Here is a 13,930-nt window from a genome sequence, read left to right on the forward strand (position 1 = left end):
ATATTCAAGGGGTTCAACGTGTTAGCGCAGACGGCCAAGTTTGCTCCACAACCCGACCACGGCATTCTCAACCGTGCCGCTGGCCGCCATGCCGATGCGCTCCTGCAGGCTCTTGCGCTCGGCGTAATGCACATGGAACAGGTTGGCCTCGCGAGCACACTCACTGAGGTATTCGTCGCTGGTCTGCAGCGTATCCACCAACTTGCGGTTCAACGCCGCTACGCCCAGCCACACTTCGCCGGTCGCCACTTCATCGATGTGCAACTGCGGGCGATAACGAGAGACGAAGTCCTTGAACAGCTGGTGGGTGATATCCAGGTCTTCCTGGAATTTCTCCCGGCCCTTTTCGGTGTTCTCGCCGAAGACGGTCAGGGTGCGCTTGTACTCGCCGGCGGTCAGCACCTCGAAGTCGATGTCGTGCTTCTTCAGCAGGCGATTGACGTTAGGCAGTTGCGCCACCACGCCGATCGATCCAAGTACGGCGAACGGTGCACTGACGATCTTCTCGCCAATGCAGGCCATCATGTAACCACCACTGGCCGCCACCTTGTCGATACACACGGTCAGCGGTATGCCGGCCTGACGGATACGCGCCAGTTGCGATGCCGCCAGCCCATAGCTGTGCACCAGGCCGCCGCCGCTTTCCAGACGCAGCACCACTTCATCTCGTGGCGTGGCGAGGGTCAGCAGCGCGGTGATCTCATTGCGCAAACTTTCGGTGGCCGAAGCTTTGATATCGCCATCGAAGTCGAGCACGAATACCCGACGCTTCTCTTCGGCCTTGCCCTTCTTCTGCTGTTTTTCCGCCTTGGCCTGCTGCTTGCGCAACGCCTTGAGCTGGGCCTTGTCGAGCAGACCAGCCTCCAGGCGCTCGCGCAACTCTTTGTAGAACTCGTTGAGGCGAGTGACCTGCAACTGCCCACCCGACTTGCGCCGCCCTTTGCCGCGCATGCCGGCAATGGCGGACAACACCACCAGGATGGCAATCACCAGGGTGGCGGTTTTAGCGAGAAAGCTTGCGTATTCGGCAAGAAACTCCACGTTGACTCCTTGATAGAACAGCGCCTGAACGACGCGACACTGATGCAAGCATACCGACGAGCCTAAGGCGCTGCCAGCCGGGGTAAAGGCTGGCAACATCTTTCAAACAACCTTTTCAAACGCTTGTATGTTTTTTCGTTGACAGCCTGTGTGCCGCATCCTAACCTCCCAGCAACCTCCAACCGGCCGGATACCTCTGTGGGCAACCTCTATCTGATCCGACATGGCCAAGCCTCCTTCGGTGCCGACGACTACGACGTCCTCTCGCCCGTCGGTGTGCGCCAGAGCCAGGCATTGGGCGAGCATCTGGCTCAGCTCGGTGTGCGGCTGGACCGCTGCATAGCCGGTAGCCTGCGGCGCCAGCAAGATACCGCGCGCCTGGCGCTCGAAGCCTTGCAGGGTCATGGCAGCCAGGTCCCGGCGGTAGAAACCGATGATGCGTTCAATGAATTCAATGCCGATGGCGTCATCCGCGCCCTGCTCCCTAGCCTGATGGCTGTGGAACCAGAAGCGCTGCATGTGCTGCGCAACCCTACGCAGAATCGCAGCGAGTTCCAGCGTTTGTTCGCGCTCATGGTGCAGCGCTGGCACGATGGCGACCATGAATACGACGGCCTGGAAACCTGGCAAGCCTTCACCGCTCGCGTCAACGGTGGGCTGCAGCGCGTACTGGAGGGCGCTGGCAGCGGCGACAACATTGCCGTGTTCACTTCCGGCGGTACCATTGCCGCCCTGCTCCACCTGGTCACCCGGATAACCCCCAGCCAAGCCTTCGCGCTGAACTGGCAGATCATCAACACATCGCTCAGCCTGCTGAAGTTTCGCGGCAACGATGTGTCACTGGCTTCCTTCAACAGCCAAGCCCATGTGCAGCTGTTGAGGGCGCCGGAGCTTGTCACCTATCGATGAGCCCGGTTTGTTGTCCCTTGGGACGCGAATATTACTTAACAAGGAATACACCATGAGCGATGTAGCTAAAGCCGTCGAAGCGATGAAAGCAAAGTTCAATCCGGCAGCCGCCGCCGGTCTTGACCTGGTGTTCGGCTTCAACATCACCGACGAAGACAAGCACTACGCACTGCTCGTCAAGGACGGCACCTGCGAAATCCAGGAAGGCGAGAACGCAGACGCCAACTGCACCCTGGTGCTGGACAGCGAAACCCTCAAGGGTATCGTCAGCGGTGACACCGATGGCATGCAGGCCTTCATGAGCGGCAAGCTGCGCGTCGAAGGCGACATGATGCTGTCGATGAAGCTCAGCGAGCTGTTCCCGGCCTGAGTGGCGGGTACATCAATCGCGACGAAAACCGAAGCCTGCCGGGCTTCGGTTTTTTTTTGCCTGTGTCTCACAGGGAAGCATCAGATGCCTATCAGGGGGATTGATCGGCCGGCAACACCCGTACCTATATGACACTTGGCACGCTTGTTCCACGGCCGACAGGCCATTAGATTAGCCAATAGTCCTCGCGACCGAAAATAAGGAAAACGCATGACGCTCACTGACCAGTCCACTCAGGTACGCCCCGGCGAAGAACTCGACGCGGCCGTCATCGACCCTTACCTCAAGGCCAACATCGGTGGGCTGGATGGCGTACCGACGATCAGCCAGTTCCCCGGAGGCGCCTCCAACCTCACCTACCTGGTCACCTACCCTGGCCGCGAATTCGTGTTGCGCCGTCCACCGTTCGGCCAGAAGGCCAAGTCGGCCCACGACATGGGTCGTGAATTCCGCATTCTCAACCAGCTCAACAGTGGCTTCCCCTACTGCCCGAAAGCGTACGCGCATTGCACCGATACCTCACTGATCGGCGGTGAGTTCTATGTGATGGAGCGGGTGAACGGCATCATCCTGCGCTCGGACATTCCCGCCGAATTGAACCTCGATGCGGCGCGTACCGAAGCCCTGTGCAAGAGTTTCATCGATCGCCTGGTGGAACTGCACCAAGTCGATTATCACGCCTGTGGCCTGACCGACCTGGGCAAACCGGAAGGTTACGTGCAACGCCAGATCGAAGGCTGGACCAACCGCTACGAAAAGGCCCTGACCCCCGATGCACCGCGCTGGGAACAGGTCATCGCCTGGCTTCGGGAAAAGATGCCGGCCGATCACCCACGCCCTGGCATCGTGCATAACGACTACCGCTTCGACAACGTCATTCTCGATGCCGAAAACCCCATGCGCATCATCGGCGTGCTGGATTGGGAAATGGCCACCATCGGCGACCCGTTGATGGACCTGGGCAACAGCCTGGCCTACTGGATCGAGGCCAGCGATCCGGCGCCGGTTCAACTGATGCGGCGCCAGCCAAGCAACGCCCCCGGCATGCTCACCCGTCGCCAGTTCGTCGATTACTACGCCGAGCGCGCTGGCATCAGCCTGGACAACTTCGACTTCTACTATTGCTACGGCCTGTTCCGCCTGGCCGGCATCGTCCAGCAGATCTACTACCGCTTCTTCCATGGCCAGACCCAGGACAAGCGCTTCGCCCAGTTCATTCACATGAACCGGCTGCTGGAGCAGATGAGCCTGCAGGTCATCGCCAAGTCCACGCTCTGACGACAGACAACAAGGAAAACAGCATGTCCAAGACCCACCTGTTCGACCTCGACGGCAAGATCGCCTTCGTTTCCGGCGCCAGCCGCGGCATCGGCGAGGCCATCGCGCATCTGCTGGCCCAGCAAGGTGCCCATGTGATCGTCTCCAGCCGAAAGCTGGACGGCTGCCAGCACGTGGCCGATGCCATCATCGCGCAGGGCGGCAAGGCCACTGCGGTGGCCTGCCACATTGGCGAGATGGAGCAGATCCAGCAGGTATTCGCCGGCATCCGCGAGCAGTTCGGTCGCCTGGACATCCTGGTCAACAACGCCGCCACCAACCCGCAGTTCTGCAACGTGCTGGACACCGACCTCAGCGCATTCCAGAAGACCGTGGACGTGAACATTCGTGGCTACTTCTTCATGTCGGTGGAGGCCGGCAAGCTGATGCGCGAGCATGGCGGTGGCAGCATCATCAATGTGGCATCGATCAATGGCGTATCACCCGGCCACTTCCAAGGCATCTACTCGGTGACCAAGGCTGCCGTGATCAACATGACCAAGGTCTTCGCCAAGGAGTGTGCGCAGTTCGGTATCCGCTGCAATGCCCTGCTGCCCGGCCTGACCGACACCAAGTTCGCTTCGGCACTGGTCAAGAACGACACTATCCTCAATGCCGCCCTGCAGCAGATCCCGCTCAAGCGCGTAGCCGACCCCAAGGAGATGGCTGGCGCCGTCCTGTACCTGGCCAGCGATGCGTCCAGCTATACCACCGGCACCGCGCTCAATGTGGACGGTGGCTACCTGTCCTGATCAGGCCTTGATCGCCTGCAAGGTGTAGCTCAGGGGTAGCCGTTCGGGAGACTGACGCAAGCGCCACTCTCCATCGGCCCCCTTGTCCATCTGCCCTGGCAGGGCCTCCCAGGGAATGCTCTGGTGCTCTACCAGCGAGGAAAGTTGCAACCCATTGGCCAGCAAAGCGCTGATCACCTCGCCGAGGCCATGGTTCCATTCATGGGTCTCGGTTTGAAGCAGACGCTGGTCGCTCTCGACATAGGTCTGGTCGGTATGCCATACCGTCGGAGACTCCTGCTCAAAGTAGGTGTACTCCAACTGCAGGCGGTCCCGATGGTCTTCATTCACCGCCATCAGCATTGGATGCCCATCACGCAGAAACAGCCGCCCGCCGGGTTTGAGCAAGGCCGCTACGGTGCGCGCCCAAGGCTCGATACGAGGAAGCCAGCACAATGCGCCGATGCCCGTATAGACCAGGTCGAAGGTGCTGACAGGCAGTACCCGCTCCGCCTGATAGACATCGGCCTCGAAATACTCGATGGCCGCGCCGCAACGCTCGGCCAGGCGCCGCGCCTCAAGCAGGGAAGCCGCCGAGTAATCCAGCCCACAAACCTGCGCGCCAAGCCGTGCCAAAGACACGGTGTCGGTGCCGATATGGCATTGCAGGTGCACCGTGCGCAGGCCACGCACATCACCCAGCCGTGGCACGTCGAAGCGCACGGTTTCGCTCAGGTGCTTGGGCTGACTGACCAGCACCTCGACTTCATAGTCCCTGGATGCGGCATGCAACGGTGCACGCTCATCCCAGCTCGCGCGATTGAGCAGTAGCGATCGATCCATAACGTGCTTCCTTGCCACGACGTGAGCGATACAGCTTAGAGGCAGGTCGCCGCGGCTGCACGGCGTTGCAGGGCCAGGCTGTCATTCTTTTGCGCATAGTAATCGACGCGCGTGCCTCCGGCCTGTGGGTAGACGTCCACGAACGACTCGGCCTCACGGGTGTAGACGGTGAAGCCGCCTTGCTTGCGCGGCTCAAGATATCCGCTGGCATCGACCCCGAACACCGACTCTTCCTGCCAACTGAACTGGATGCACTGGGACACCAACTCAGGTGCCTTGTGCGAGTCAAGTTGCGCGGTGGGCTTGGCGCTGCGCGCCGCATCCATGGTTGCTGACGCACAGCCGGCCAGCATCAGCACAACGGCCATCGGCACAATTGCTCGCATGTTCCATCCTCAGGGCAAAAAAGAACGCGACTCTAGCACTGGCGAGCGGCAGGCGTGAATGGCCTGCTTCAACCCGTATCCACCAGCACCGCCATATGCACGGCATTGCGTCCACCGGCCTTGGCCTGGTACAGCGCCACGTCGGCCTGGGCCAGCAGACTGGCGGTATTGTCATGCGGTCCGGGAATGCCGCACCACAAGCCCACGCTGAAGCGCAGCGCAATTTCGTCACCGGCAAAACACGCCGGGCTGCGGGCGATGGTTTCACGCAGGCTTTGCAAGGTGGCCATCGCGCCTTCGCGGTCGGTACACGGCAACAGCAACAGAAACTCCTCACCGCCATAACGCCCAAGGCTGTCACTCAGCCGCAAGCGCATTTGCAGTTCACGCACGCAATGGCACAACACTTCATCGCCGGCCAGGTGCCCATGCAGGTCATTGATGCGCTTGAAGTGGTCGATGTCGATCATGGCGACCGCCAGGCTGCTGCGCTCGTTTCGGGCACGGTCCAGCTCAACGGCGAAGCGTTCGAGGATCGCCCTGCGGTTGAAGGTGCCCGTCAACACATCACGCAGGGCCAAGTGCTGCAAGCGCGACTCACTGCGCTCCTTGGCCATCAGCACCAGGCCGATGGAATACATCATCACCGTGACCGTGCCGATGGCCACGGAAATGCTCTGCTTGAGGTTGCTGACGTCATAGCGCATTTCGACAGCATGACCGTTGACGACCGCCAGCGCCCGCATGCCCAGGCCGATCAGGCTGATCATGGCGCCGATCTCCAGCAGCAAATGCGCCCTGCCGGGCCGCTCGACGTAGCGTCTGGACCAATAAAGGATCATCGAACACTGCACCACCAACACCAGGGTCGCCAGCAACATGCGTGGCTCAAGGGTGTCGAGCAGCAGCATCAACCCGGTCAGCATGATGACTGGAATGATGAACAAAAGCCGCCAGGGTACGACCTGCTCGCGAATGCGGAACAGGCTGGCCGAATAGAACGCCAGCGCCAGGGACAACAAGCTGTTGCCCAGCCCGTAGGAAAGCCACAGCGGCGCATGGCCGTAAACGGTGTAGCAAACGTACGCCAAGGCGTGGGCGAGCAGCCCACAGCCGGTCAGCAACAAGTTGTCGCGCCGATTGGACTGGCCAACCAACAGCAAACAGAACGCCAGGATGATCGCGACCAGGGCAACGGCGGCGAACAGCGTGGGAGTGTGGGCGATCATCGTGATTCACCATGTTGGCAACTGGCCGTCTTCGCTGCGGCCTGTGTTGAAGTCTAAGGGTCGGCCGGCCGACAAGCCATGACCGAGCGGGACATAACAGCAACCGCAAAGCACGCCGCTCATCGACTGCACCACAAAAATATTGCGCGGCAAGGAAACCAAATGAACCGACTCCAGTCTCAGGGAGTGCACCGTAAACCTTTGCGGATCAAGGACCTATACCGTGATGACTCGCCTTGCAAGCCTCTCGCTGATCGCCGCCGTCCTGCTCGTCGCCGGCTGCCATAGCCACCATTACCGTGACGACGATGGCTGGCGCGACGACGACCGTGGCCACCGTCACCACCATCGCCATGATCGGGACGACGACGATGATCGTCGCTACCGTGACCGCTACTACCGCTGAAACGTCTTCCAACCCTGACCCGCCACCCGTTGCGTGGCACCTAACCCCGATGATTCCTTTGAGGTTCAAATCATGCGTCTAACTCTGCCTTCCCTTGCCCTTGGCCTGCTGCTGTGCCAGGGCGCTTTCGCCGGTGACGGTACTGCCGCCATTGGCGGTGGTCTGGGTGGTGCCTTGGGCAACGTTGTCGGCCAGTCGATCGGCGGCAGGACCGGCGCAGCCATTGGTGCTGGCCTGGGTGGCGCAGCGGGTAGCGCCGTAGGGGCACGCAAAGGCAACCGTACCGAAGCCGCTATCGGTGGTGGCCTGGGCTCGGCGGGCGGTTCGCTGCTGGGCGGTGCGGTCGGCGGCAGGACCGGTTCGACCGTCGGTGCCGGCCTGGGCGGCGCGGCCGGTGGTGCCATCGGCAACCACCTGGGTGACAACAACCGCAAGCACCACCGTCACCGTCACTGATCCGGTTCGTCTGGGGGCCTACCCGGCCCCCTGTCCGCGCAAAACCCTGCAGCACATCAACACCCCTTCCTCTGCGGCTGGCACACTGACTGCTACTGTCTTACGTGCCCCCTTTGTGTGAAGGAACGCCCTCTCCCCATGAACCAAGAGCTGCTCTGGGTCCTCGGCCTGCTGGCCCTCGTCATTATTCTTTTCGTCGTCAACCGCCCACGCATGGACGTGGTGGCCCTGATGGTGATTCTTGCCTTGCCGCTTTCGGGCATCCTCACGGTGGAACAGGCCTTGGCCGGTTTCAGTGACCCCAACGTGGTGCTGATCGCCGCCCTGTTCGTCATTGGCGAGGGCTTGGTACGCACTGGCATCGCCCTGCGCATCGGTGAATGGATGAGCGAACGGGCCGGAAACAGCGAAACCCGCCTGCTGGTGCTACTGATGGTGGCAGTGGCCGGTTTGGGTTCGGTGATGAGCTCGACCGGGGTGGTGGCGATCTTCATCCCGGTGGTGCTGAGCATCGCCGCGCGCCAGAAGCTGTCGCCCAGCCGCCTGATGATGCCTCTGAGCTTCGCGGGCCTGATCAGCGGCATGCTCAGCCTGGTCGCCACACCGCCCAACGTGGTGGTACACAGCGAACTGGTGCGCGCTGGCGAGCAGGGGTTCAGCTTCTTCAGTTTCACCCCATTCGGCTTGGTCGTGCTGGTGCTCGGCATCGGCTACATGCTGCTTACACGTCACTGGCTCAACGGCGAAGTTCGCAAGGATGGCCGAGTGGAAAGCCGTCGTACCCTGCTTGACCTCGTGCTGGACTACAAACTCAACGGTCGCGAACGGCGCCTGCGCATCCGCCCCCACTCCCCGCTGATTGGCCACACCCTGGGCGAGCTGGAACTGCGGACCCGGCACGGCGCCAACGTGATCGGCATCGAACGCCAGCACAAGTTCACCACCCGGGTGTTCTCTGCCGATTCCGGCACCGTCCTGCACCAAGGCGATGTGCTGCTGCTCGATCTGTTCGCCAACCGCGACGACTTGCGCAGCCTGTGCCAGACCATGCAACTGGAACCCTTGCATTTCAAGGCGGCCTATTTCATCGACCAGTCCCAGGAAATCGGCATGGCCGAAGTTTCCTTGCCACCGGGTTCGCAACTGATCGGCCAGAGCATCCTGGAACTGGCCTTCCGTTCGCGCTATGACCTGAACGTGGTGGGTCTGCGGCGTGAGCAAGCGGCCATCGAAGAACAGTTGGTGGAGGAAAAACTGCGCCTTGGCGACACCTTGCTGGTGGTTGGGCCCTGGAAGGCCGTGCGCCAGTTGCAAAGCCAGCCACGCGACTTCCTAGTGCTCAGCCTGCCCGCGGAAATCGACCAAGTGGCCCCAGCCCGCTCCCGTGCGCCTTATGCCCTGATCAGCCTGGCCGTGATGGTCGGGTTGATGGTCAGCGGCGTCGTGCCCAACGTCATTGCCGCCCTGATCGGTTGCCTTTTGATGGGCGCGGGCCGCTGCATCGACATGAACAGCGCCTACCGGGCCATCCATTGGCAAAGCCTGGTGCTGATCGTCGGCATGCTGCCATTCGCCCAGGCCCTGCAGAAAACCGGTGGCATAGACCTGGCCGTTGGGGGGTTGGTCAACGTGCTGGGAGGCGCCGGTCCCATGGCCATTCTCGCCTGCCTGTTCGCCGTCACCGCGCTGATCGGCCTATTCATTTCCAACACCGCTACGGCAGTCCTGATGGCGCCAGTGGCCATCAGCACCGCCAGCCAACTGGGCATGTCACCCTACCCGTTCGCCATGACCGTGGCCTTGGCCGCATCGGCGGCGTTCATGACGCCAGTGTCGTCCCCGGTCAATACCCTGGTACTGGGCCCGGGTCAGTACCGGTTCAGCGACTTCGTGAAAGTAGGTGTGCCATTCACCGTGCTGGTGATGCTGGTAACCGTGGTGATGGTGCCGTGGTTCTTCGGACTGTGACGCGATCAGGAGGAGAATGAAGTCAATCTGGCATCATTCCCCAGGATCGCGGCAGATTGACATCAACGACCCTCCCGAAACACACTGATACGTTATTGCCCCAGGTGCTTGCAGCCGTTGTCCTGGATTCCGTTCCTGCTTGCCGGTCGAGCTCATGGTTTATCCAGCCCATTCGCGCTTGTTGCCCTATGCCGCTCTGTTCTGCCTGACCTTTGCCCTTACGTTGGGTGGAATCCTGGCCCGGCCCATCGAATCGCTGTCGCTGTTCTGGCCGGTCAATGCGGTTCTGGCGGGCGTGCTGCTGCGTAACCCACGCCAGGCTAACCTGGTCGGCTTTGCCCTGATCTGGGTGGCCATGGTCACGGCAGACATTGCCAGTGGCAGTGCCTGGACGCCGGCGCTATGGTTCAACTTGTGCAACCTTGGCGTGGTGGTGACAGTCTGGCGATTGCTTTCCCGCCTGCCTCGCGTGCACTGGCGCATGCGCACACCGCACGGCGTGCTGTGCCTGTTCGGCGCCTGCGCGGCCGGTGCCGTGGTGGCAGCCAGCATGGCATCGGCCATGGCCACGCCGTGGTTCGAGCAATCGTTGCGCTCGACGTGGCTGGCCTGGTTCAGCGAGCAGTTCTCTACCAGCATCCTGGTGCTGCCGGTGCTGCTTACCGCGCCTTCCGCGCGGGCGTTGCCCCGAAGCCGCACCCACGCCATTCGCCTGGCACCCTTGCTGGTGCTGCTCGCCTCCCTGGCCCTGAGCATTGGCTTCGGTGGGCCGGGGGCCATCGCGTTTCCAATCGCGGCGCTGCTGTGGTGTGCCTGGACCTACTCGCCCTTTTTGGTGTCCCTGCTAGCGCTCACCGCTGGCAGCACACTGATCGTCGCCGTGGCACAAAACCTCATGCACTTCAGCCTGCCGCAGAGCGAACTGGGGGTGACCACCCTGATGTCGGCGCGCCTGGGTATCGCCATGCTGGTACTCGGACCGCTAGTGGTGGCCTGCGTCAGCCAGGCCAATCGCAGCCTGCTCGCTCGCCTTGCGCATCAGGCTACCATCGACCACCTCACCGGCGTACTCACCCGCAGCGCCTTCACCCGCCGCGCCAACGCCTTGCTCGAAGGACGCCAACAACATGCCCAGGCGTTGCCACTGACACTGATGATGCTCGACATCGACCATTTCAAGTCGATCAACGACAGGCATGGTCACGGGGTGGGAGACGAAGTGCTGCGCCAGTTCGCTCGCACCCTGCAGGACCAACTGCACGAAGGCGAACTGCTGGCGCGCATGGGCGGTGAAGAGTTCGTGGTCATTGTCCCAGGCCTGGCCCCGGATCGCGCACGCTTCACCGCCGAGCGTCTGCGTCGCGCCGTGCAGGACCTGCATGTGGTGAAGGCCGATGTACGCTTGCAGATCACTGTCAGCATCGGCCTGGACGGCTGCGCCGCAGACGCACCCGCCCCTAGCCTCGACGAACTGCTGGCCCGCGCCGATCTGGCGCTGTACCGGGCCAAGGCCCATGGTCGCAACCGCGTCGAACAGGCCGAGCCGCTGCGCGATCAGGGCTGAATCAGGCCGCCAACAAGTCCCAGGACAACTTAGCGATCAGCACGCACAGCAAGATCAGGAATAGCCCGCGCACGAAGGACACCCCTTTGCGCACCGCCAGCCAGGTGCCGGTCAGCGCCCCCAGGATATTGCACGCCGCCATGGGCAGGGCAATGGCGTATAGCACATTGCCCGAGGGCACGAAGAACACCAGCGCAGCGAGGTTGGTGGCGATGTTGACCACCTTGGCCGACGCCGAGGCATGCAAAAAATCCAATGCGAAGAAACGGATGAACAGGAAGATCAGGAAGCTGCCTGTACCCGGCCCGAACAGCCCATCGTAGAAACCGATCGCTCCCCCGATCAGCACCGCCAGGCATTGCTCCTTGCGACCGATGCGTGCGGGCTTGTGCAGGGTGCCGAAGTCCTTCTTGAGGAACGTGTAGATCGCCATCAACACGATCAGCACCAGCACCGCCGGACGCATGACGCTGGGCGGTACCAGCGACACCGTGGCGGCACCGGCGAACGACATGACGAAAGCACTCAGCGCTGCCGGCACGATGAGCCCCCAGTCCAGGGTCACCTTGCGAATGAACGAGCGCGCGGCGAAGGCTGTGCCGCACACCGACGCCAGTTTGTTGCTGCCCAACAGCGCAGCCGGTTGTGCCGTGGGCAGCACATTGAACAAGGCCGGAATCTGGATCAGCCCACCACCCCCCACTGCGGCATCGATCAGTCCGGCGGCAAAAGCGAACACAGAAAGCACAGCAATATCCATCATCACGCGGTTCCAGGCAGTGGGGGCACGCTGCAAGGCTAATCAAAGCGCGGCACTTGTGGTGAAATGCCATATTGCGAAAACTGCAATGAGGTCACTGCCATGGCACTGGACATGCTCAGGGAAATCCAGGCATTCGTCAGCGTTGCGCACAAGCGCAGCTTCGTCGCCGCCGCACGCGCCCTGGGCCGCTCGCCGAGCGCGGTAACGCGGGCGGTACAGACGCTGGAGGACAACGCAGGGAGCAAACTGCTGAACCGCAATGCCAATGTCGTGACCCTCACCGAGGCCGGTGAGCGACTGTTGCCCCATGCCGAGCGCTTGCTGGATGTGCAACGTGATGCCGCCGACGAGTTGGCGGCGCTTAGCGGTACCGCCCAGGGATGGATACGCCTCGCCGTGCCAAAACTACTGGCCGAACACGTGCTGCCAGACGTACTGGCGACGTTCTCGGCCAAGCACCCACAAGTCACCCTGGACGTGCAATACAGCGATGAAGCGCTAGACCCGGTGGTGGGCAAGTTCGATTTCGTGGTGCGCGGTGCGTTTCCCCAATCCAGCGAACTGATCGGTTATCCCTTATGGTCCTACCGCCGCCACCTCTACGCCAGCCCGGCGTATTTGGCGCGCGCCGGCACGCCACAGAGCCTCGAAGACCTGTCCAGCCACTCGCTCGTCCTGCACACCGCCCCGCGCATCCTCAAAGCCTGGCACTTCTGTCGCGACGGCCAGATCACCAGCCTACGGACGCATCCACGCCTGCGCCTGGACTCAGGTGATGCAGTGCTTCACAGCACCCTGGCGGGTGCCGGCATAGCCCGGCTGGCGGACTGGGTCGGGGAACCTCAGGTCAAGACCGGGCGGCTGGTGCGGGTGTGCCCGCATTATCGGCTGACTTCCAGCACCGGGCAGGACCCGCAAATGCACGCCCTGTACGCTGCAGGCGAATTACCCGCTCGGGTTCGTGACCTGCTGAAGGCCTTGCGCCATGCAGGTAAATCGGTTGCGGGGGCGCCCCGGTAAGGGCTGTTCAAAATCTGCTCAATTTAACAGAGGCCGCCGCCAGCTTGGCTTACAGCACTTTATCCACAGACCTACCCACGTTTTTTGTGGACAGATTTCCCCGTGCTGGGAAGGTGGCGATACCACCGCAAGCCAGGGTGGCCCATCTGCGCAAGGCGATGGGCCGTGGGTGAAAGCAGGTCAGCTTGGCGGAATGGTCCCCAAGATGCCTACCAGAATGGTCAGAAGCAGAAAACCACCCAGAAACAGCGCAAGCTTACCCATCGGAACCTCTACAGTGTGTTGTCGGGACGAAGAGCATTGTCGGACTTTGACTGATACGGTTACAGATTCAGGTTCGTCGAAAAAAACCAGATCAGATGGCGCACCGCCGTTGATTTGACCGCGCCGTACACCTGCTCCCAGCCACTGCACCCGCTTCACCTCGGGACGAATTGCTACATAACATTTCGTCTTTCGCGGGCAAGGCTCCTTCTCCCCGCCAAAAGCGCCGCCCGGCCCAAACGCCAGCAAATCCAGCAGAGACCGGCGCCGGTCGGCCTTCTTGCGCACATAAATAGAAAAAGACTCGCGCCAGGTTTGTAGGATGCATTACCGGTGAGCAGTAGGAATTTTCTAGCTCTCGTCGCAAGCCTGTATGAAACCTCAGTTTCATCCGAAAGATTGAGCTGTTACGGTCCAGTTTTCCTACAACGGCACGGATGCCTTCAGCACGAGAGAAACATGGAACCGTTCAACTCATCTGCCCTGGCACTGCAAAAGAACCTACTGAATCTGCGCCGGGAGCGTGATCGCCTGCGGGCGCAGGGCGACGACCAGAAAGCAGCGGAGTTGGCGGAGCAAATAGCCAGGATCGAAGCAGTGATCGGCAATCTACCCAAGACCATGAAGCCGCCGACCTTGCAGTGAGGGCTGGTCCATCCCTGA

General features: G+C 61.7%; 15 protein-coding genes. 10 read left to right on the top strand and 5 right to left on the bottom strand.

The genetic code is table 11. The annotated features are described in order from the left end of the window. Positions 1 to 21: 21 nt before the first annotated feature. A complete protein-coding gene (sohB, locus tag P3R38_RS16235; RefSeq protein WP_023381288.1) occupies positions 22 to 1,041 on the bottom strand; it encodes a protease SohB in 1,020 nt (339 codons plus the stop codon). 198 nt (positions 1,042 to 1,239) lie between these two features. On the opposite strand from sohB, the gene P3R38_RS16240 reads away from it, so the two are divergent. The 4 genes from P3R38_RS16240 to P3R38_RS16255 all read left to right on the top strand — a co-directional run bounded on the left by P3R38_RS16240 (position 1,240) and on the right by P3R38_RS16255 (position 4,389). Next, positions 1,240 to 1,950 carry a histidine phosphatase family protein gene (locus P3R38_RS16240; RefSeq protein WP_023381289.1) on the top strand — a complete coding sequence of 237 codons (711 nt, stop codon included), beginning with the start codon at positions 1,240 to 1,242 and terminating at the stop codon, positions 1,948 to 1,950. A 52-nt stretch (positions 1,951 to 2,002) separates the two neighbouring features. After that, entirely contained in the window at positions 2,003 to 2,320 is a 318-nt protein-coding gene (locus P3R38_RS16245; protein WP_023381290.1) for an SCP2 sterol-binding domain-containing protein, read from the top strand. Positions 2,321 to 2,530: 210 nt separating this feature from the next. Beyond that, entirely contained in the window at positions 2,531 to 3,598 is a 1,068-nt protein-coding gene (locus P3R38_RS16250) for a phosphotransferase family protein (protein WP_027908181.1), read from the top strand. Between the two features lie 23 nt (positions 3,599 to 3,621). Continuing rightward, complete coding sequence (locus tag P3R38_RS16255; RefSeq protein WP_023381292.1) at positions 3,622 to 4,389, top strand: SDR family oxidoreductase; 768 nt, start codon at positions 3,622 to 3,624, stop codon at positions 4,387 to 4,389. Here the strand turns inward: P3R38_RS16255 and P3R38_RS16260 are convergent, their stop codons facing one another. From P3R38_RS16260 to P3R38_RS16270, 3 genes are all read right to left on the bottom strand, one after another. Continuing rightward, entirely contained in the window at positions 4,390 to 5,211 is an 822-nt protein-coding gene (locus P3R38_RS16260; RefSeq protein ID WP_104881473.1) for a class I SAM-dependent methyltransferase, read from the bottom strand. It abuts the gene before it with no gap. Positions 5,212 to 5,246: 35 nt separating this feature from the next. Then, positions 5,247 to 5,597, bottom strand: coding sequence for a hypothetical protein (locus P3R38_RS16265; RefSeq protein WP_027908182.1), 351 nt, complete (start codon positions 5,595 to 5,597; stop codon positions 5,247 to 5,249). 68 nt (positions 5,598 to 5,665) lie between these two features. After that, a complete protein-coding gene (locus P3R38_RS16270) occupies positions 5,666 to 6,826 on the bottom strand; it encodes a diguanylate cyclase (RefSeq protein ID WP_277686422.1) in 1,161 nt (386 codons plus the stop codon). 226 nt (positions 6,827 to 7,052) lie between these two features. Between P3R38_RS16270 and P3R38_RS16275 the strand changes: the two genes are divergently transcribed. From P3R38_RS16275 to P3R38_RS16290, 4 genes are all read left to right on the top strand, one after another. Then, the gene (locus tag P3R38_RS16275; RefSeq protein ID WP_023381296.1) at positions 7,053 to 7,232 is read left to right on the top strand and encodes a hypothetical protein; all 180 of its coding nucleotides are present in this window, start codon (positions 7,053 to 7,055) and stop codon (positions 7,230 to 7,232) included. Positions 7,233 to 7,304: 72 nt separating this feature from the next. After that, positions 7,305 to 7,688 carry a glycine zipper domain-containing protein gene (locus P3R38_RS16280; RefSeq protein ID WP_023381297.1) on the top strand — a complete coding sequence of 128 codons (384 nt, stop codon included), beginning with the start codon at positions 7,305 to 7,307 and terminating at the stop codon, positions 7,686 to 7,688. A 138-nt stretch (positions 7,689 to 7,826) separates the two neighbouring features. After that, positions 7,827 to 9,656, top strand: coding sequence for an SLC13 family permease (locus P3R38_RS16285; protein ID WP_104883475.1), 1,830 nt, complete (start codon positions 7,827 to 7,829; stop codon positions 9,654 to 9,656). 139 nt (positions 9,657 to 9,795) lie between these two features. Then, a complete protein-coding gene (locus tag P3R38_RS16290; protein ID WP_027908185.1) occupies positions 9,796 to 11,220 on the top strand; it encodes a GGDEF domain-containing protein in 1,425 nt (474 codons plus the stop codon). 1 nt (position 11,221) lies between these two features. Here P3R38_RS16290 and P3R38_RS16295 read toward each other — a convergent pair whose 3' ends face one another. Continuing rightward, positions 11,222 to 11,983 (bottom strand): TSUP family transporter, encoded by a 762-nt coding sequence (locus P3R38_RS16295; RefSeq protein ID WP_023381300.1) that lies wholly within the window; start codon positions 11,981 to 11,983, stop codon positions 11,222 to 11,224. Positions 11,984 to 12,082: 99 nt separating this feature from the next. Here P3R38_RS16295 and P3R38_RS16300 point away from each other — a divergent pair, with 99 nt between their 5' ends. Together P3R38_RS16300 and P3R38_RS16305 are read left to right on the top strand one after the other, a co-directional pair. After that, positions 12,083 to 13,003: a LysR substrate-binding domain-containing protein gene (locus P3R38_RS16300; RefSeq protein WP_023381301.1), complete on the top strand. Its 921-nt coding sequence runs from the start codon at positions 12,083 to 12,085 to the stop codon at positions 13,001 to 13,003. Between the two features lie 723 nt (positions 13,004 to 13,726). Continuing rightward, the gene (locus tag P3R38_RS16305; protein WP_277686423.1) at positions 13,727 to 13,912 is read left to right on the top strand and encodes a hypothetical protein; all 186 of its coding nucleotides are present in this window, start codon (positions 13,727 to 13,729) and stop codon (positions 13,910 to 13,912) included. The last annotated feature ends 18 nt before the right edge of the window (positions 13,913 to 13,930 follow it).

The organism is Pseudomonas sp. NyZ480, assembly GCF_029537255.1.
In the GTDB taxonomy this organism is placed as follows: domain Bacteria; phylum Pseudomonadota; class Gammaproteobacteria; order Pseudomonadales; family Pseudomonadaceae; genus Aquipseudomonas; species Aquipseudomonas taiwanensis.

What these genes read in the sequence shown, in the direction of transcription:
- P3R38_RS16285 (WP_104883475.1), top strand. Translation starts at nt 7,827, where the DNA reads ATGAACCAAGAGCTGCTCTGGGTCCTCGGCCTGCTGGCCCTCGTCATT.
- P3R38_RS16280 (WP_023381297.1), top strand. Translation starts at nt 7,305, where the DNA reads ATGCGTCTAACTCTGCCTTCCCTTGCCCTTGGCCTGCTGCTGTGCCAG.
- P3R38_RS16270 (WP_277686422.1), bottom strand. Translation starts at nt 6,826, where the DNA reads ATGATCGCCCACACTCCCACGCTGTTCGCCGCCGTTGCCCTGGTCGCG.
- P3R38_RS16260 (WP_104881473.1), bottom strand. Translation starts at nt 5,211, where the DNA reads ATGGATCGATCGCTACTGCTCAATCGCGCGAGCTGGGATGAGCGTGCA.
- P3R38_RS16245 (WP_023381290.1), top strand. Translation starts at nt 2,003, where the DNA reads ATGAGCGATGTAGCTAAAGCCGTCGAAGCGATGAAAGCAAAGTTCAAT.
- P3R38_RS16305 (WP_277686423.1), top strand. Translation starts at nt 13,727, where the DNA reads ATGGAACCGTTCAACTCATCTGCCCTGGCACTGCAAAAGAACCTACTG.
- P3R38_RS16250 (WP_027908181.1), top strand. Translation starts at nt 2,531, where the DNA reads ATGACGCTCACTGACCAGTCCACTCAGGTACGCCCCGGCGAAGAACTC.
- P3R38_RS16265 (WP_027908182.1), bottom strand. Translation starts at nt 5,597, where the DNA reads ATGCGAGCAATTGTGCCGATGGCCGTTGTGCTGATGCTGGCCGGCTGT.
- P3R38_RS16255 (WP_023381292.1), top strand. Translation starts at nt 3,622, where the DNA reads ATGTCCAAGACCCACCTGTTCGACCTCGACGGCAAGATCGCCTTCGTT.
- P3R38_RS16300 (WP_023381301.1), top strand. Translation starts at nt 12,083, where the DNA reads ATGGCACTGGACATGCTCAGGGAAATCCAGGCATTCGTCAGCGTTGCG.
- P3R38_RS16295 (WP_023381300.1), bottom strand. Translation starts at nt 11,983, where the DNA reads ATGATGGATATTGCTGTGCTTTCTGTGTTCGCTTTTGCCGCCGGACTG.
- P3R38_RS16275 (WP_023381296.1), top strand. Translation starts at nt 7,053, where the DNA reads ATGACTCGCCTTGCAAGCCTCTCGCTGATCGCCGCCGTCCTGCTCGTC.